General features: G+C 68.0%; 17 protein-coding genes and 3 pseudogenes. 9 read left to right on the top strand and 11 right to left on the bottom strand.

Annotation, left to right across the window (positions count from 1 at the left end; genetic code table 11):
* Nucleotides 1–385 precede the first annotated feature (385 nt).
* Nucleotides 386–1,732 (top strand): jacalin-like lectin, encoded by a 1,347-nt coding sequence (locus ACFWM2_RS07625; protein ID WP_383274006.1) that lies wholly within the window; start codon nucleotides 386–388, stop codon nucleotides 1,730–1,732.
* A 657-nt stretch (nucleotides 1,733–2,389) separates the two neighbouring features.
* Here the strand turns inward: ACFWM2_RS07625 and ACFWM2_RS07620 are convergent.
* Entirely contained in the window at nucleotides 2,390–2,869 is a 480-nt protein-coding gene (locus ACFWM2_RS07620) for a MarR family winged helix-turn-helix transcriptional regulator (protein ID WP_383274004.1), read from the bottom strand.
* A gap of 71 nt (nucleotides 2,870–2,940) precedes the next feature.
* On the opposite strand from ACFWM2_RS07620, the gene ACFWM2_RS07615 reads away from it, so the two are divergent.
* From ACFWM2_RS07615 to ACFWM2_RS07605, 3 genes are all read left to right on the top strand, one after another.
* Nucleotides 2,941–3,780 carry an alpha/beta fold hydrolase gene (locus ACFWM2_RS07615; protein WP_383274002.1) on the top strand — a complete coding sequence of 280 codons (840 nt, stop codon included), beginning with the start codon at nucleotides 2,941–2,943 and terminating at the stop codon, nucleotides 3,778–3,780.
* A 790-nt stretch (nucleotides 3,781–4,570) separates the two neighbouring features.
* Nucleotides 4,571–5,008 (top strand): hypothetical protein, encoded by a 438-nt coding sequence (locus tag ACFWM2_RS07610; protein WP_383274000.1) that lies wholly within the window; start codon nucleotides 4,571–4,573, stop codon nucleotides 5,006–5,008.
* A gap of 22 nt (nucleotides 5,009–5,030) precedes the next feature.
* Nucleotides 5,031–5,465 carry a hypothetical protein gene (locus ACFWM2_RS07605; protein ID WP_383273998.1) on the top strand — a complete coding sequence of 145 codons (435 nt, stop codon included), beginning with the start codon at nucleotides 5,031–5,033 and terminating at the stop codon, nucleotides 5,463–5,465.
* Nucleotides 5,466–5,554: 89 nt separating this feature from the next.
* Here the strand turns inward: ACFWM2_RS07605 and ACFWM2_RS07600 are convergent.
* Both ACFWM2_RS07600 and ACFWM2_RS07595 read right to left on the bottom strand, forming a co-directional pair.
* Nucleotides 5,555–5,713, bottom strand: a pseudogene (locus ACFWM2_RS07600) (DNA primase); the annotation flags it as partial.
* Nucleotides 5,714–5,764: 51 nt separating this feature from the next.
* Nucleotides 5,765–5,908 carry a hypothetical protein gene (locus ACFWM2_RS07595; RefSeq protein ID WP_383273996.1) on the bottom strand — a complete coding sequence of 48 codons (144 nt, stop codon included), beginning with the start codon at nucleotides 5,906–5,908 and terminating at the stop codon, nucleotides 5,765–5,767.
* 432 nt (nucleotides 5,909–6,340) lie between these two features.
* Here ACFWM2_RS07595 and ACFWM2_RS07590 point away from each other — a divergent pair, with 432 nt between their 5' ends.
* A complete protein-coding gene (locus ACFWM2_RS07590) occupies nucleotides 6,341–6,736 on the top strand; it encodes an Imm7 family immunity protein (RefSeq protein ID WP_383273994.1) in 396 nt (131 codons plus the stop codon).
* A gap of 422 nt (nucleotides 6,737–7,158) precedes the next feature.
* Here ACFWM2_RS07590 and ACFWM2_RS07585 read toward each other — a convergent pair whose 3' ends face one another.
* Together ACFWM2_RS07585 and ACFWM2_RS07580 are read right to left on the bottom strand one after the other, a co-directional pair.
* Entirely contained in the window at nucleotides 7,159–7,281 is a 123-nt protein-coding gene (locus ACFWM2_RS07585) for a hypothetical protein (RefSeq protein ID WP_383274262.1), read from the bottom strand.
* A gap of 11 nt (nucleotides 7,282–7,292) precedes the next feature.
* A pseudogene (locus tag ACFWM2_RS07580) lies at nucleotides 7,293–7,577 on the bottom strand (transposase); the annotation flags it as partial.
* A gap of 73 nt (nucleotides 7,578–7,650) precedes the next feature.
* Between ACFWM2_RS07580 and ACFWM2_RS07575 the strand changes: the two are divergent.
* Entirely contained in the window at nucleotides 7,651–8,178 is a 528-nt protein-coding gene (locus ACFWM2_RS07575; protein WP_383273992.1) for a hypothetical protein, read from the top strand.
* Here ACFWM2_RS07575 and ACFWM2_RS07570 read toward each other — a convergent pair.
* Nucleotides 8,138–8,421, bottom strand: a pseudogene (locus ACFWM2_RS07570) (hypothetical protein); the annotation flags it as partial. The gene ACFWM2_RS07575 and the pseudogene ACFWM2_RS07570 sit on opposite strands and share 41 nt — an antisense overlap.
* A gap of 256 nt (nucleotides 8,422–8,677) precedes the next feature.
* On the opposite strand from ACFWM2_RS07570, the gene ACFWM2_RS07565 reads away from it, so the two are divergent.
* Nucleotides 8,678–9,415: a dienelactone hydrolase family protein gene (locus tag ACFWM2_RS07565; RefSeq protein ID WP_383273990.1), complete on the top strand. Its 738-nt coding sequence runs from the start codon at nucleotides 8,678–8,680 to the stop codon at nucleotides 9,413–9,415.
* A gap of 52 nt (nucleotides 9,416–9,467) precedes the next feature.
* Here the strand turns inward: ACFWM2_RS07565 and ACFWM2_RS07560 are convergent, their stop codons facing one another.
* From ACFWM2_RS07560 to ACFWM2_RS07540, 5 genes are all read right to left on the bottom strand, one after another.
* Nucleotides 9,468–10,325, bottom strand: coding sequence for an IS5 family transposase (locus ACFWM2_RS07560; RefSeq protein ID WP_383273988.1), 858 nt, complete (start codon nucleotides 10,323–10,325; stop codon nucleotides 9,468–9,470).
* Between the two features lie 21 nt (nucleotides 10,326–10,346).
* On the bottom strand, nucleotides 10,347–10,757 hold the full coding sequence (locus ACFWM2_RS07555) for a RacP protein (RefSeq protein WP_383273986.1): 411 nt from the start codon (nucleotides 10,755–10,757) through the stop codon (nucleotides 10,347–10,349).
* Nucleotides 10,758–10,759: 2 nt separating this feature from the next.
* A complete protein-coding gene (locus ACFWM2_RS07550; protein ID WP_383273983.1) occupies nucleotides 10,760–11,059 on the bottom strand; it encodes a DUF6192 family protein in 300 nt (99 codons plus the stop codon).
* Between the two features lie 168 nt (nucleotides 11,060–11,227).
* A complete protein-coding gene (locus ACFWM2_RS07545; protein ID WP_383273981.1) occupies nucleotides 11,228–11,599 on the bottom strand; it encodes an STAS domain-containing protein in 372 nt (123 codons plus the stop codon).
* Nucleotides 11,596–13,029: a PP2C family protein-serine/threonine phosphatase gene (locus ACFWM2_RS07540; RefSeq protein WP_383273979.1), complete on the bottom strand. Its 1,434-nt coding sequence runs from the start codon at nucleotides 13,027–13,029 to the stop codon at nucleotides 11,596–11,598. Before ACFWM2_RS07540 ends, ACFWM2_RS07545 begins: the two co-directional genes overlap by 4 nt.
* 350 nt (nucleotides 13,030–13,379) lie before the next feature.
* On the opposite strand from ACFWM2_RS07540, the gene ACFWM2_RS07535 reads away from it, so the two are divergent.
* Both ACFWM2_RS07535 and ACFWM2_RS07530 read left to right on the top strand, forming a co-directional pair.
* Nucleotides 13,380–14,294 (top strand): SDR family NAD(P)-dependent oxidoreductase, encoded by a 915-nt coding sequence (locus tag ACFWM2_RS07535; RefSeq protein ID WP_383273977.1) that lies wholly within the window; start codon nucleotides 13,380–13,382, stop codon nucleotides 14,292–14,294.
* 218 nt (nucleotides 14,295–14,512) lie between these two features.
* The gene (locus tag ACFWM2_RS07530) at nucleotides 14,513–15,430 is read left to right on the top strand and encodes an alpha/beta fold hydrolase (RefSeq protein WP_383273975.1); all 918 of its coding nucleotides are present in this window, start codon (nucleotides 14,513–14,515) and stop codon (nucleotides 15,428–15,430) included.
* Nucleotides 15,431–15,609: the final 179 nt, after the last annotated feature.

The raw sequence follows: 15,609 nt of genomic DNA, 5'->3' as shown, positions 1-15,609 counted from the left end.
TCACGGCTGACGTCACGCCGGCACACGGACAGTCCGTCCGGACCCACTTCCAGGACATCCTCACACGTGGCACTGCACAAGATCACCGCCTGGCCGCCGCGTGCACGGCCACATCTGGATAAGGGCGTGGTTCGGTCTGGCCACGTTCCCCATGCACATCGGTGCGACACAGTGTGTTTGGCACATCAGTGCGACGCACTGTGTTTCAGCCTCCGTCTACGGCGTCGCGTCCCGCAAGGATTGCTACCAAGGGCGACCCCTTGCCGGGGCCTCTGGCCTGGACCACGCGGTCAAGTTTCGGTCTCCCTGGTCCGGGCCGGGGCCAGGAGGGGGTTACCGGCGGTAAGTTTCCGCTGCCCCTCCCCACTTCACAGGAGTTCCGTTCATGCGCCGTCTCTTCGCATGCCTTACGGCCGCGGCCATCACCTGCGGCGGGTTCGTGGTGAGTGCGCTCCCGGCTGCCGCCGCGGATGCGACTTCCGGATCCTTCAGCACCCTGACCTACAACGTGGCGGGCCTACCCGAGATCCTCTCCAGTGCGTCCACATCCCGAGAGTCCAGCACCACAGCCATAGGCCAGCGCATCGCGCCCTACGACATCGTCAATGTCGAGGAGGACTTCAACTACCACGCCTACCTCTACGCCGGCGACATCGCGCACGCCTACCGCACCCCCACCAGTGGTGGTGCCGCCTTCGGCAGCGGACTCAACACCCTGTCCAAACTCCCCTACGACACTGACGACTTCGAGCGCGTGCACTGGAATTCCTGCCAGTACGACTCGGGCGACTGCCTGACGCCCAAGGGCTTCACCTTCATGCGTGAACGGCTGGCGGAAGGCGTCTACGTCGACTTCTACAACCTGCACACCAACGCCGGTACCAACGACGGCGACGAGGCGTCCCGCGCGGACAACCTCAGCCAGCTGACCTCATTCATCCAGTCCCACTCCGCGGGCAACGCGGTCGTCGTCATGGGTGACACCAACACCCGCTACACCCGATCCGCCGACACCATCGCCGAGTTCGGCGCGGCCAACGGGCTCACCGACGCCTGGGTCGAGCTCATTCGCGGCGGCACCCCGCCCGCCAAGGGCAGCGACGCGCTGGTGTGCGACCAGACCGGGACCACCGTGCCCAATACCTGCGAGGTCGTGGACAAGGTCCTCTACCGCAGCAGCAAACTCGTGTCCCTCAACGCGACGTCGTACAACAACGAGCACGCCACATTCCTCACCGATGACGGGCTCATGCTCTCCGACCACGACCCGATCACGGTCGGCTTCACCTGGTCGCGCAATCCGGACTTCCAGCTCAGCGACCAGTTCGGCGGACCCCACGGCGACTACTACGCCGACATCGACGCCATACCGGCAGCCGCACGCCCTGTCGCCTTCTCACTGCGCAGCGGCTCCCGCGTCGATGCCGTCGGCCTGACCCTGGGCAACGGCAAGGTCCTCACCCACGGCGGCACCGGCGGCACGGCGTCGTTCCTGTCCCTGAGCAGTGCGGAGTACGTCACGTCCGCCCGGCTGTGCCGGGGCTCGAACGAGGGGCACTCCCGGATCTTCTACGCCAAGTTCACCACCAACTTGGGCAACACTCTGGCCGGTGGATCCACCACCGAGGACTGCGTGACCCGCACCGCCCCGTCCGGCTGGCAGATCGCGGGCTTCCACGGACGCTCCGGCGACGAGATCGACAAACTCGGTTTCACCTACACCAAGCGCTGACCCGCTCCCCCATCACGGACACGCGCCGGCCTCGAGGCCGGCGCGTGGTGCGACTCGGCTGCGTGGGCCCGGTGGCCTGGCTGCGGGCAGTCGCCGGGCGCCTGCGCTCCTGAGTGGCGGCATGCCGGGCGACACAGGGCGCAGGGGTCGTGGTGCGCGCGTGCGCTCACGGTTCGGTGGCGCGGGGGCGGCACGGTGCGGCGGGCCGTGCCCCGCCGTCCCATGTGCGGTCCGGACACAGCCATGCCAGCGGCTCAGCTGTCGGTTGTACGGCTCCAGCCGGGCCGGTGTCGCGCCATCGACCGGGAACTTCCAGAAGCCCAAGAATCGCGCCCGACCGTGTCCACCTCCTGAAGCGGCGCAGGGTCCCGTCCACGCCATCGCATTGGCCGGCCCCACTCCCAGCGGCCGGCCCCCCGTATCACCCCGCCTGCCTCGGCTTGGCCTCCGACGTTCCGGCATCGATCTTCGCCGAACTAAAACTTCAGCCGTCGGTTGCATGGGACGGGGCATCAGCCCTGTTGCCTGGTGCGGCCCTGCGCTGGGGTTCCTTGTGCTGAGCAGGCCAGATCCCGCGTGCCAGGTCCTGCTGCTCAGGGGACCTGGATACCCAAGGCCGGGATACGTCGAACCAAGCAGGTAGCAGCGGCCTTGCGTTCACCGTCCGGCAGCGCCGTCCCGTTGGGTCCGTCGCCCTGCGGCGGTGACGTCGCGCATGGCCAGGAGGAAACGCCGCACCGTAGCCAGGTCCTTCTCATCGAAGGAGCGCATCGCGGCGACCATCTCGTTGATCAGCGTCCCGAAGAACGACCAGCCCAGGGCGGTGGCCTGGTCCGTAACGGTCACCAACACCCGTCTGCGATCGCGAGTATCCCGTTCTCGGCGGACGAGTCCCAGTCGCTCCAGCCGGTCGATCAGCGCTGTGGTCGATGCAGAGTTCACCCCCAACTGCCTACCGAGCCATCCCGGGGTGGCGGTCGTGTCCGCCCGGCCGGCCTCCAGCAGCTGGATCAGGGCGCGCACATCGGTGGGATGCAGCCCGTTGCGATCACCGAACTCGGCGGCGAAAAGGTCCAGTTCCACGGTAACGGCACGCAGAAGATGGACCATCTGAAGGCCGGGATCCCGCTCGTCCACGCTCTCCCTCTCAGGCTAATATCTCGATCACCGAGACTCTCGGTAGGCGAGTGATTATAGGGCGGGGGACCATGGGTGACGAGATGACCTTCTTCGCGGCGTACGAGACCGTGCTGCGACGATGGCCTGTAGAGGTCCGAAGTGTTGATGTGCCGTCTCCCTACGGCAGCACCCGGGTCCAGATCTGCGGCCCGAAGGACGGCGTCCCCCTCGTGCTGCTGCCTGGCGGCGGGGTCACCTCGGTGGCCTGGTTCGCCAACGTCGGCTCCCTGGCTCGCGCGCACCGCGTATACGCCGTCGATCTGATGGGCGACATCGGCCGCAGCGTGCACGACGGGGCGCCGCTGCACGACGCCGACGACCTGATGGCCTGGCTCGACACACTCTTTGACGAGCTGGACCTGGACGGCGCACACCTGTGCGGCCACTCCTACGGCGCCTGGATGGCCCTGACCTACGCGCTGCACGCACCCCACCGGCTCGGCCGGCTCGCGCTTCTCGACCCCGCCAACTGCTTCGCCGGCATGAGCCTTCGATACCTTGTGCGCGCACTGCCGATGCTGCTGAAACCGACCGCCGAGCGGGTACGAGCCTTCCACCGGTGGGAAACCGGCCGCGATCCTGAGGACCCTGCCTGGCAGGCGTTCCTGGACAGCACCGCCACCACCCGGCGCTCGAAGGTCATCGCCATGCGACGCCCCAAGGCGCAGGATTTGAGCGCCTGCACCGTTGCGACCCTGGTGCTCCTCGCCGAACGCAGCAGGGCCCACGACGCGCAACGGGTGGCTGCCGCGGCCCGGCGGCTCCTCCCCGAGGCAAGCGTCACCATCCTGTCGAGCGCCTCCCACCACTCCATTCCCACCGAGCGGCCCGCCGAGCTCAACCATCTGCTGACGCAGTTCCTGGCCTGAGTACCGCGGCCGCGGCCGTACCCGCCGGTTCAACAGACAACAGGCCGGGTTGAGCAGCGGCTGTCGGGATTTCATTGCAGGCGTAGTGGCAGCACTGCCAAGACTGCGCCGACTGCGACCCCGTCGGCGTACTCTGCCGGGTCCACGGGGCCCTGCGGCAGCCGCAGAACAGTGACTTGCTCCGCGCCGTACCTCCCCGCGCAGGCCCCTCTACCGGGCGATCGTGAACTGATCGGCTCGTTGGGACAGCGGCCCCACGTCTCGGAGAACGCGGCTCCCTTGTTCGGATCGACGGCCAGCCGGCAGCGGAACCCTGTCGGCAGCCCTGCACTGCCTGGAGTGTTCTGTCCGGCCAGCCACTCGCAACTACCCGTGATCCGAAGGCGCCCAGCGCGGCCGCTCCGGGCGCTGCTGTTTCGTGCGCGACCACCTTCACCCGGTGCCTGACCGACGGCTTCGCCCCGAGTGACGCAACGTTGCGGGGCGCCCCCGGCCTACGCCGAGGGGCGTATCCGGGAAGCCGCCCGCGATACGACGACAGTTGGCGTGACCACCTCCAGGATGGTGTGACGCCGGGTCGTTGGAAGGAATCGTGAGCAGCCTTTACACCACTTCGTCCGCCGTCCGCAGGGTGGCCGGGACAGGTCATCCTCCTGGGTCTGCACAACAACGATGACAAGGCTCCGCCCCCACCTACGACAGGGGCGACCTCTACCCGACGACGCCGACTGCGTCTCAGACGACGCCGCCCCGCAACTCGACCAACACCACCAGCGAAGGAACCTGCCTCGTGACAGCGCAGACACCGCCCAACGATCATCGGTTGTTGGATCCGGCGAGCCCACCGCGACGCGGTAGGGCAGCCTGGACCGCGATCGGCCGTGCACACGGCCGACACCGGATGTTCCTGATCGCCACCTGCTTAGCGCTGGTCCTGGCCGCCATCAGCGACGAAGCGCCCGGCTATGACGGGCCCGGCCCATTCATCGACCTCGCGTTCGCCGTGTTGGTGGCGCTGGCCTGGTGGCGATTCACCCCGCTGCTCATCGTCGCCATGAGCGCCTTTCTACTTTTCGGAGGACTCGCGGCGCCCGAGTTCGTATCCCGGCTGATCCAACCAACCCATGCATTGGACTTCACCGCCGGCTGGCTACAGATGCTCAGCTTCGTCGCCGCTGCCACCTTCGCGGTGACCTCGGCCGTCTACGCCCGCCGCACATCCCGCTGACCTCACCGTGAAGGAATCAATCATGCTCCATCTGCGTCGTCTGAGCCGTAGCACTCTCGTCTCGTTCGCCGGTCTATTCGTCGGTATCGCAGGCCTGGTCATCCAGTGGTTCGCCGACCGGTCCAAATTCGCCGAGGCCCTACCCCCCTTCGGCGTCGTCTTCCCGCCTGGCATCCTGTTCATCATCGTGTTCGGTCTGCTGATGCTGCTCACCGCCCGCTGGTGGTGGCACCCCTTCTTCGGGGTATTCATCGCGTTCTGGATCGTCGGCGTCGGCGGCCTGGCCGGCAAGCTGACACCCAACCTGACCTCCCCCAACGCCGGTACTGTGGCCGGCAACGTCGTGATGGCCGCCGGCCTCGTACTCGCCTTCATCGCCGGCGTCCTCAGCATGATCACAGCGCGGCGCACCCAACGGGCCGTCCGGAGCAAGCCTGAGCGAGTACATCAGCGGTAACGGTTCACCGCTGCGGTTGCTGCCGATGGGCGATCGGGACAAGGTCAGGCACTGCACCGTGCCGACCGTGCTGGACGCGAAGCACGGGAGATGCCGGGGCCTTCCTCGCCGACCAAAATATCCGCCAGGTTGTCGACCTTGTCCTCCTCGGAGACGACCCGCTCGAAGGAAATCAGCCGCATCCGGCGCCAGAACGCGACGCCACCGGCGCCGACTTCCAGGCGGTGACCGCCCAACAACCAGCGTTTGTCGACCGCGAGCACATGACCGACCTCATCCAAGCCGTCGCCGGACTGCTCTCACACCACCAGACCGTCCCATTGTCCAGCGATCCGCACATGTGAACCTGATACCTCCAACACCTGGGCCTGCTGGCTGCCGATGAGGTTCTGGAGCTCGTACGACTCATCCAGACCGTAGTTCATCCCGTTGTCGGGCAGCATTCCCGAAGACCCGCAGCAAGGGGAGTTGACTACTCATCTATATGTGGCTGCGGAGGGGACCGTGTCTGCAGGCCTCACTGCCGGGCACAGGTCAACTGACACCAGGTCACGGAGAATAGGTGTGATGCCGTATGCCCGACGCCCCCCCCCCCGCAGCCTCCAACCCCACCCATCGGCCCGCGCGGAGGCTCCGCCGACGCGCAACACGGCAAGCACCGCGCCGAGCCCCGATGCCGCCGCGCCGACCAAGCCCGCCCCCTTCTCTCTCCATATCGGCAGGGAGCAGCGGCAGCAGAGGGGATGTCACCTCCCCACCATGCGTGTGCAGGCCTCTGGTCTGGGGTGCAGTGGAAGGCGTCCTCTAGGTTCTGTCCGGCGGATCTTGCCGCGGTCGGAGCCGTGACGCACGGCTGGCCCCATTAGGATCGCGGTGTGTTCGAGTACCACGGCTGGATCACGGTCAGGGAGACCGCAGTTGGTGACGACGATGAAGTCCGACTGCGGCAGATCGTCGATGAGCTTCGGCTTCGCGTTGCCCAGATGGCCAGCCCTTACCTCCTTGATCTCCGGTGGATGAACGGCGAGCCGTTCATCCACCTGGGAGGCCATTCCAATCATCGCTCGTCGCCTGATGTTGTCGGTCTGTTCGAGCATGTGGCGGCGGTTGCACCCGGCTCCTACGGGCTCCTCCATATTCGCGATGACGAGGACCCAGGCCATGAGAACGAGGTAGGCGTGCTCAGGCTCGCTCGGGGCATGGTCACGCAGCACACGGAGGCACTGCTGTCTCCGTGTATCCCAACGATGGAAGACCCCTTCACCGGCTAGGGGCTGTCCGGCCGATCCCTGCTGATGTGCGTCTGGCCGCTTCTTGAGGCGGCTGTGACAACGATCTGAAGTCGATTGCACGGGTTTTGCTAGTGCGCGACCATCACCGGATGAATACAGATGGGGGCCGGGAACTGGAGCGGGTTGTGCAGACGTGTTCCGCCTGCCCGTCGCAGTGGGATGCCTGGACAGCAGACGGCCAGTACTTGTATCTCCGATTCCGGCACGGTGAAGGCTGCGTCGAGTGGCATCCTGACCCTGATACCGACACGCCGGACTCCTGGAACGAGGGCCTCTCGGGACTCCTGGTCGAATGGGACGACGGTACGGGCAGCGGTGTCATCAGCCTTGAGGACTTTCTCGCAGCAGCCGGTTTGGTATTGGCGCCTGGTGCATCGGTGAGTTGAGGTCGTGGCACGCGGTTATGTGCGGAGCCAGGTGACGAGGGCGGCTGCGGTGACGGTGCCGAGGAAGACGTACCCGCGCTTGTCGTAGCGAGTCGCCACTGCTCGGTGGTTCTTGAGCTTGTTGACGGCCCGTTCCACGGTGTTGCGCTTCTTGTAGCGGTCCTTGTCGAAGCCGGGATCGTGTGCCGGATGCCTCGGCGTCGCAAGTAGTCACGGCAGGGCCGGTTGCTATAGGCCTTGTCCGCGGCGACACTGCCCGGCTTGTTGCGGGGCCGGCCCCGCCCAAGGCGGGGAACGCGGATCTTCTCCAACACCGGCTGGAACTGGGGGCTGTCACCTCTCTGTCCGGCAGTGACGAGCAGCCTGACCTGCGGAACACCCCGCCACCGACGATGCCTCTTCCCCCCTGCTGGCGCGTGGGAACGACACCTCATGCGGCTAAGCCGTCAAGCGGAGAGCGGTCCCGGCAGATATCGGGTACTCGATGAGCGGAGGTCCTGGGAGGCTATGCGGGTGACTGAGACGACCCCTTACGACGCCGACCGTGCCCAATTCACCCGCCAGGCGCTGGCACGCCTGGTTCTCTGCCACCACTCCGTCGACGTGGCCAAGAGCGCGAGGGGACTGGTCGCCACCGAGAACGACCCCGACACCGGCCCCGGAGGCAGGGTCAGCCAAGCGTTCCAGCTCATCGAGCTCGCCGAACGCGCACTGACCTCGGCCGTCATCTACGAACGCGAACGGGGCAGTTCATGGGGGGAGATCGCCCAGTACGTGGGGATCGACGCGACGGAAGCGGAGGAGCGTTTCGCCGCAGCCCTGGAAGGCTGGAACACGGCCTTCGACGTTCCGTACCGCCTCGACGAAACCGGCCGCAAGCGCATACCGCAGTTGCCCACGGCGGCGTACGACCCGGCATGGGCCTGCACCCACCTCGACCGCTGGCTCCACCTGCAGCATTCCGGCCACAAGCGCGCCGTGAGTTCCGGCCTGGTCATGGCCACACCGGCGGAAGACTCCCCAGTCGCCCCGTAGCGGCGTTCGCAGGAAAGGCGATCGCTTCGTCGAAGGGAACCCGGTTTTGGAGGCAGTGGTGGAGCTGGCCGAGCATGCGATTGAACAGGTGCCGTAGGGCTTGGGCGTGCCAGTCTCCGGTCTCGCGTCGGCGCCGGTAGTGCGCGTTGGCGCCGGGTGAGTGGGTGAGGGTGGCGAAGGCCCAGAGGTGCCCGCATGGTTGAGCCGGTTGTTCTTCACGAACCGGCGGCCGACGTACTTGCGTTTGCCGGAGCCCCGAGCGAAACGCGCCGCCCCGGGCCCATCAAAGATCCAGACCTCTAAGAACCCATCTTCAAACCGGTGAGAGGCCTGACCGAGATACGGGTCAAAGGGGCAACGGGATGGATAGCTGCCGTGGGGACGAGGTTTGTGACGGGCCTTGTGAGCCGTCGTCGTATTTCAGGGGAAGACCCGCGCTGCTCTGCCAGCGGCAGAACAGCGGTCGGACCGGGCTCGACGATCACTACAGTCCAGTCTCATGACGACGATTACGACGCGTACGGTCGAGTACCCGGCCGACGGTTTGACGATGATCGGGCACCTTGCGCTCCCGGCCGGTGTCGACCGCCGGCCCGCAGTGCTGCTCGGACCAGAGGGCATGGGGCTCAGCGACGTCGAGCGCCGCCGGGCTGATGCTCTCGCCGAGCTGGGATATGTAGCGCTGGCCTTCGACCTTCACGGCGGGCGCTATTTGGGTGACCCCGAGGAGATGCTGGCCCGTTGCATGCCACTGCTCGCTGATCCCGACCGGATGCGGCGCATCGGCCATGCGGCACTCGACGTGTTGCGCAACGAACCGCGGACCGACCCCGACCGGATCGCCGCCATCGGCTACGGCACCGGGGGTGCCGTCGGGCTGGAACTCGGGCGCGACGGCGTCAACCTGCGCGCGATCGGGACAGTCAACGCGCTGACCACGGGCCGACCGGGCGAGGCGGCGCGTATTCGGTGCCCGGTGTGGGCCGGGGTCGGGTCGGAAGACCCGATCATGCCGCCCGCGCAACGCAAGGCGTTCACCGCTGAGATGCAGGCCGCGGGCGTCGACTGGCGCCTCGTGGTCTACGGCGGCGCCTTGCACGCCTTCCACCATCCGCCGGTCGACCACCCCGTGGTCCCCGGCGTCGGCTACCACCCGCGGCACGCGCAGCGAGCCTGGCGCGACGTCGTCGACCTGCTCTCCGAGTGTCTGCCCGTGACGGAGGAGCTGGGTGCATGACCCAGGCAAACATGCTGGCACCAGGCTTGGTCGGCGTCATGCCTGGGACGCGTCAAGCAGCGTGGACGGGTTCGGCGGATCGGGGCATGGATGCGTTGGGCTGGACGGCGGGCCGGGTGAGTCTGCGGGTCATGAGCGTGATCGATGCGAGGGTGAGCATGCTCTCGGAGTGCTCAGGGCGGGTCTCGTAGTCGCGCACGTTCCGACGCGCATGCGATAACCAAGCCAGTGAGGTCTCTCCACCCAACGCCTCGGCAGGATCACGAAGCCCTTGGGGCCCGGGCCTGCTCACGGTCTTGATCGTGAGGTGGAGGAAGGACTTGGCCCAGGCCCCCACGAGGGTGCCCGCGTAGGCCAAGTCGGACCAGACGATGGTGATTTCGGGGTGCATCAGCCGGAGCCGGAAGAGGGCTTCACGGGCGGCGACGCTGTCGTACATGTCGGCCGGAGTGACCATCACGAACAGCGGGAGCCCTTTGAGGTCCACGATTATGTGCCTCTTCCGGCCCGGCGGTCTTTTTCCGGCGTCGTATCCGGACGTGGAGCGCGGGACGGTGGCCGCGACCTTGACGGACGGGGAGTCGATCACCGCCGCCACCGGGTTCAGTGACGTGCCCATCGTGCGACGGATCCGGCGTCGCAGCTGGTCGCGTATGAGGTTGAAGACGCCCGCGGTGGACCAGCGGGCGAAGAAGCCGAACAGCGTCTTGAACGGCGGGTAATCCTGCGGCAGCGCGGCCCATTTGCATCCGGTGTCGACGAGATAGATGAGGGCGTCGACGATCTCCCGACGTGGGTGGGCCTCCGGCCTGCCGCCGCTGGGGGTCTGGCAGGCCGGCACTGGCAGCAACGGCTCGACCAGGACCCATTCGAGGATCGTCGTGTCCGAGGGATACCGTCGTCGGCGCATGACGTTCGCCTCCCGCTTCTCTCAGGCGATCAGGTCGAGGGTGGACTCGACGGAGTTGAGCTGGGCGACGATGTGCCGCACACGCTTGTCCTCCGGGTCCAGGGCAGCGTGCGGGGCGATGGTGCCGGTGATCAGGCGGCGGACCTCGGTGAGCAGCACGTGCACGCGGGCCGTCTCGTAGGTCTCCAGCTCGTTCGGATCCGCGGTGAACTGGTAGCCGTCCGCACGGGTGTAGATCACCGTTGGCCACCCCCTCTTCGTGATGAGGTCGCGCATCACCGCCATCCCCGACTGGACCTGGCTGCCGGTGAGTTCGGTGGCCCGCGTCAGCTGCGGCGTGTGGAGACCTGCCGGGCGGGCCTGCATGAGCACTCTCCAGATCGCTTCCGCGTGCGAGCGTGCCGCATCACCCCGGTGCCGTGACCGGGGCATTCCTATTCGCCTCGCAAAAGCTTCGCGAGCTCCTCGTCGACGTCGACCTGGCCGGTGTCCACAGCGGTGAGGATCCACTCGCAGGTGGCGCGGACCCGGTCGACGTTGCGGTGCACAGTGTCGCGTTCGTCGTCGGAGAAGCGCCGCTCACGCTCGGAGCACGGCCCCGTGACCGAGGAAGACGAAGACTCCGGCCCGCCCGGTAAGGGCAGAATCCGCCTGCCGGCCCGCACAGCAAAGGCGTGCCACCGCGGCGTGTGGAGCACCCGAAAGCTCTCCGCAAAGCCCGATGCCGGGGCCACTGGGCACACAGACTCCTTGCGAGCACCGAGTCGTCCACCGTGGCGCATGTACGAGCAACCGAGGTTCAAAGATGGGTTCTGAGGGCGCCGGTGAGGCTGTCGGCGTGTCGATCGTGCCCTCTCGTGACGCTGCGGTGACCGCCTTTGTCTGGCGGCCACCGCAGGGGGTTACGCGGTGGCCGTGTCCTGGCTGCGGGTGTGCGCGACGAGGGCGTGGGCGGCGGTGGGGTGGGCGGGCAGCAGGGTGCTCAGGCCGGTGAGGTCCAGCAGCCGCTCAAGGCGGTCAGGGACGGCGGCGAGGACCAGGGTGCCGTCGGCGGTCTTGGCGCAGCGGAAGATGCCGACCAGGGCGTTGAAGCCGGAGGAGTCGCAGAAGGTGACGGCCTGGAGGTCCAGGATCAGGTGGCGGTGGCCTTGTTCGATCAGAGCCAGTGCCTGGGTGCGCAGTTGCGGGGCGGTGGTGCTGTCGAGGTCCCCGGCGATGTGGGCCAGGGCGAGGTCGCCGTCGGTGTGCTGTGCGGTGAGGCGGAAGTCGGTCACGGTCGGCTCTCCCGCGTCTCGCCGGCGAGGGCGATGGTGTGGGCGGTGGCGGTCGCGGTGAGGCCGTCTGCGGCGTCGGCGAGGGGGACGGACAGGGCCAGCAGGGCGACGTCGTCACCGGCGCCATGGGGCGTGGCGTCGATGAGGTCGACGGTGTCCCCTATGACTGCCGCCGCGCTGACGGGCCCGGTGCGTGCGGCAAGGAAACGGGTCAAGCCCTCTTCTCCGATCATTTCACCACCAAGGGTGCGGGCCTCGGTCAGCCCGTCGGTGTAGAGGAGCAGTCCTTCGCCCGCGGCCAGGTGGATGCTGTGAGAGGCGAAGCTTGCGCCGGCGAGGGCGCCGATGAGCATGCCTCCCTTGGGGCGCACCGCTTCAACTGCCGCCTGGCCGCGCAGGTGATAGGCCGGGGGGTGCCCGCCGGTGGCCACCGTGACGGTGAACCCCTCCTTCTCGTGCGGCTCAAGGACGCCGAAGACAGCGGTACAGAACCGCGTCCCGACAGCCGGGTCCAGCAGCAGCGCCGTGTTCAGCGAGGTGAGGACTTTGTCGGGATCGGGGTCGATCAGGGCTGCGGCGCGCAGGGTGTAGCGGGTCAGAGAGGTCAGGGCGGCAGCTTCGGGGCCCTTGCCGCACACGTCTCCGAGGAAGAACGCCCACCTCGTGCCGTCGAGGGGGAAGACGTCGTAGAAGTCACCGCCCACGTTCTGTGGGGAGGCGGTGGCGTAGTGGCAGGCCAGCTCCAGCCCCGGTACCACCGGCAGCGCCGGCGGCAGCAGGGTGCGCTGGAGAGTGGAGGCGAACGCCTCGATGGCCCTCTTGTCCCGCTCCGTGCGCTGTCGGGCCTCCTCCTGCTCCCGGCGCCGCTCCTGCTCCATGCGCAGGGCGTTCAGGGCCGACAGGCGCATCTCCATCTCGTCCAGCACGATCGCGGCCAGGTCCGCGAGGGTGGCGGTGTCGGCCTCGGTGATCAGCCGGGGCTTGGTGTCGAGGATGTTGACAGTGCCCAGCCGGTGCCCGTCGCCGGTGATGATCGGCGCGGCGGCGTAGAACCGGACCGCCATCGGCCCTGTGACCAGACCGTTGCTGAAGGCGACGGGGTCGGTGAGAGTGTCGGGGATCACCAGCGCCTCGTCGGACAGAATCGCCGAGCCGCACAGACCCGGCTCCCGGCTGATCTCGCTGACGCCTTCCAGACCATGAGCGGCCTTGAACCAGATCCGGTCCTCGTCCACGATCGTCACGCTCGCCACCGGCACCTTGAACAGTCGGGCCGCCATCGCCGCAACACGGTCGAACGCGCCATCCGGCGGGGTGTCCAAGATGTTGTAGCGGCGCACCGCGTCCATCCTGGCCGCTTCTTCCACCGCACTGAGCGTCCGCCGGCCCGGCGGGCCCGCCGGGCCATTCGCGAATTCCGCTTGCGGCATCGTCTACCTCTCCTTGCCCCGCCGACCTCGGTGGCCAACGACTGCGGCAGCCTAGACCAGCCTCCCGGTGTCAAGAAACTAATCCGGAGAGTAACCACAACGCAGCTTCAGCGGCGTTGGCCAACAAGCGTGCTGATTTGCCCACTGTGATTCCTCGTGCACTGGCTGCCTCTGCCAGTGCGCTCGGCGCGACCGGCAGCTCCGTAACAGGAGCGGGTGCGTGACCCGAGGGGGCACATGGTCGTTGCCCCCGAAGGCGCGTCCGCCACCGCCCGTGCCGGGACCGGGGACTGCCCGAGGCTGGGTTCACAGCGGGACAATTACTGGCGTACCCCTGGAGCGAACAAGTCGTGAATGAGCGGACAAGCGGCGCCGGTTGGCCGGCCAGCGTGCTGGTGACGGGTGCGACCAGCGGCATCGGGCTGGCCACTGCGCTGCTCCTGGCCCGCGAGGGCCGGCAGGTGATCGGGACGGCCCGCTCCCAGGACAAGGCCGGCGCGCTGATCAGCACCGCCAGCGCCCAGGGCCTGGCGTTGGACGCAGTGGTCATGGACCTCACCGACCCGGTGTCCTGCCGGGAGGCCGTCGCGAGAGCGGCCGACCTCACCGACGGTGGCCCCCACGCACTGGTGGCCAATGCCGGCATCCCGCTGACGGGTGCGATCACAGACCTGTCGGAGGACCGGATCCGTGAGGTACTGGAGGTCAACGTCGTAGGTACGCTGCGGATGTGCACGCTGGTGCTGCCCGCGATGCGCAGGCGGGGCCGGGGTCGGATCGTGACCGTCTCCTCCGCCGGCGCACGGATCCCGTCGCCGATGAGCGGCTGGTACGTGGCCAGCAAGCACGCGCTCAGCGCGGCGACGCACAGCCTGCGCATGGAGACCCGCCGCTACGGCGTGCAGGTGGTCCTCGTCGAGCCCGGCACCGTCGCGACCCCGTTCTGGGACCGGGCCCAGGAGGACCTGTCCGCCCTCACCACGGCCCACGCCGACGCCGGTGTCAACGACCGTGCCGCAAGCCTCTTCTCCCGCATCCAGGGGTCGGCCGGCGGGCCGCAGCCAGTGGCCCGCACCATCGCCAAGGCTCTCGGCGTCCCGCGCCCGCGTCGCAGGTACACCGTCGGCCTCGACGCCCACCTGGGCACCGCCCTGCAATACGCGGCACCTCTATGGCTCAGCGACCACATCAAGACCCGCCTGTTCGCCCTCCACACCCCGGCTGCCGCGGATCCCACCAGGGTCGCACAGGCGAGCGGGAGCTGACAGTTCTCCAGGGTCACAGCCTGGCGAGCACCGTTGCGGCCCGTTCACGCGATGCAGCCCGCACCGACGAACCCGCCCGGCTCGATCTCACGTCGTGGTAGGGCGCTTCTGTACGCCATCCGCGTGTCGCCACGCCGCTGTGATCGTTGCACTGGCGGCGTGGACGTCACGGTCGGTGAGGCCGGGCCGTCAAAGGGCCGCAAGAGCAGGGGAGCGTCTTGGCCTTCGAAGAGTTCGTGGTGTCCGGCTACGGCGGATACAAGTCCGAGGGGCGCACGCTACGGCACCGTGACCCCGAGTCGGAGACCATCGTGCTGATCGGCGGGGCCCTCCAGCGCAAGACGGCATGGGGCCGCTTCGAAGCGGTACTGGCCGAAAAGTTTCACGTGTTCACCGTGGACCTGCCCGGGTGGGGTGATGCGGACACGCTGCCCGCCTCCTACGGCGTGGACTTCCTCGCGGCCGCCCTGCACGACCTGCTGGGGGCGGCCGGACACCGGCAGGTGCACGTGCTCGGCGCCTCGTACGGGTCGGGCATCGCTTACCGCTATGCCCAGACCTATCCCCAGGGGGTACGCAGCATCGCCCTGGCGGGACCGCTCCTGTGGGTCCCCGACGAAATCCGGGAGGACCTGCGGCGCACCGTGGACCTGTTGGATGGCGAGCGGATGGAGGAGTTCGCCGAACTCAGCGCCGACATCATCCTTCACTCCAGGCCGGGCGCGCGCGTAAATCGCCAGTCGGCAGTGCGCCGCATCCTGCATTCCATGTTCCGCGACATCGACGACGCGGACCGGGCGAAGTACCGCAACAACACCCTGCGGCTGCTGCAGCAGGCGCCGTCGCCGCAGCCGGCGATCGCCGCGCCCGTCCTGGTGGCCACAGGCGAGCACGACCTCTTCACGCCACCGGACCTGTGCCGCGAGATCGCCTCGACCTGTCCCGACGCCCGCTTCACGCTGGTCCACGACGCCGACCATGCGATGCACCTGGAGCTTCCCAAACAGGCCGGCGACCTGCTGACCCGCTTCGCGACCGGAGAGTCCCTCGATGGCCTCGCCTACTGCCACCCGGTGGAGTACTCGGACGCGCTACCGCCCGGTTCCGGGATGTGGGAAGCGGACGCACGGCGATGACTGGAATGCGTATGCCGCGGGCCGCCGCCCCTCCCTCCGCCCACTGCCAGCATCAGCACGACGGGCTCCTTCCCTCTGGCGGCGCGTGAACTGACCGCAGTCACCGACTCGGCCCTCCCCATCCCAGCCGCGGGCACCCCACAGGGCTGCCCCGCCCCCACTCAACAGCACCGAGGCCA

This window comes from Streptomyces sp. NPDC058371 (assembly GCF_042723265.1).
GTDB lineage: Bacteria > Actinomycetota > Actinomycetes > Streptomycetales > Streptomycetaceae > Streptomyces.
This window is presented reverse-complemented; position numbering and strand designations above follow the sequence as displayed.

Excerpts from the sequence above, each read along its gene's own strand:
- ACFWM2_RS07595 (WP_383273996.1), bottom strand. The coding sequence starts at position 5,908 with ATGCTGCCCGACAACGGGATGAACTACGGTCTGGATGAGTCGTACGAG.
- ACFWM2_RS07605 (WP_383273998.1), top strand. The coding sequence starts at position 5,031 with ATGCTCCATCTGCGTCGTCTGAGCCGTAGCACTCTCGTCTCGTTCGCC.
- ACFWM2_RS07555 (WP_383273986.1), bottom strand. The coding sequence starts at position 10,757 with ATGCCCCGGTCACGGCACCGGGGTGATGCGGCACGCTCGCACGCGGAA.
- ACFWM2_RS07540 (WP_383273979.1), bottom strand. The coding sequence starts at position 13,029 with ATGCCGCAAGCGGAATTCGCGAATGGCCCGGCGGGCCCGCCGGGCCGG.
- ACFWM2_RS07560 (WP_383273988.1), bottom strand. The coding sequence starts at position 10,325 with ATGCGCCGACGACGGTATCCCTCGGACACGACGATCCTCGAATGGGTC.
- ACFWM2_RS07625 (WP_383274006.1), top strand. The coding sequence starts at position 386 with ATGCGCCGTCTCTTCGCATGCCTTACGGCCGCGGCCATCACCTGCGGC.
- ACFWM2_RS07575 (WP_383273992.1), top strand. The coding sequence starts at position 7,651 with ATGCGGGTGACTGAGACGACCCCTTACGACGCCGACCGTGCCCAATTC.
- ACFWM2_RS07565 (WP_383273990.1), top strand. The coding sequence starts at position 8,678 with ATGACGACGATTACGACGCGTACGGTCGAGTACCCGGCCGACGGTTTG.
- ACFWM2_RS07615 (WP_383274002.1), top strand. The coding sequence starts at position 2,941 with ATGGGTGACGAGATGACCTTCTTCGCGGCGTACGAGACCGTGCTGCGA.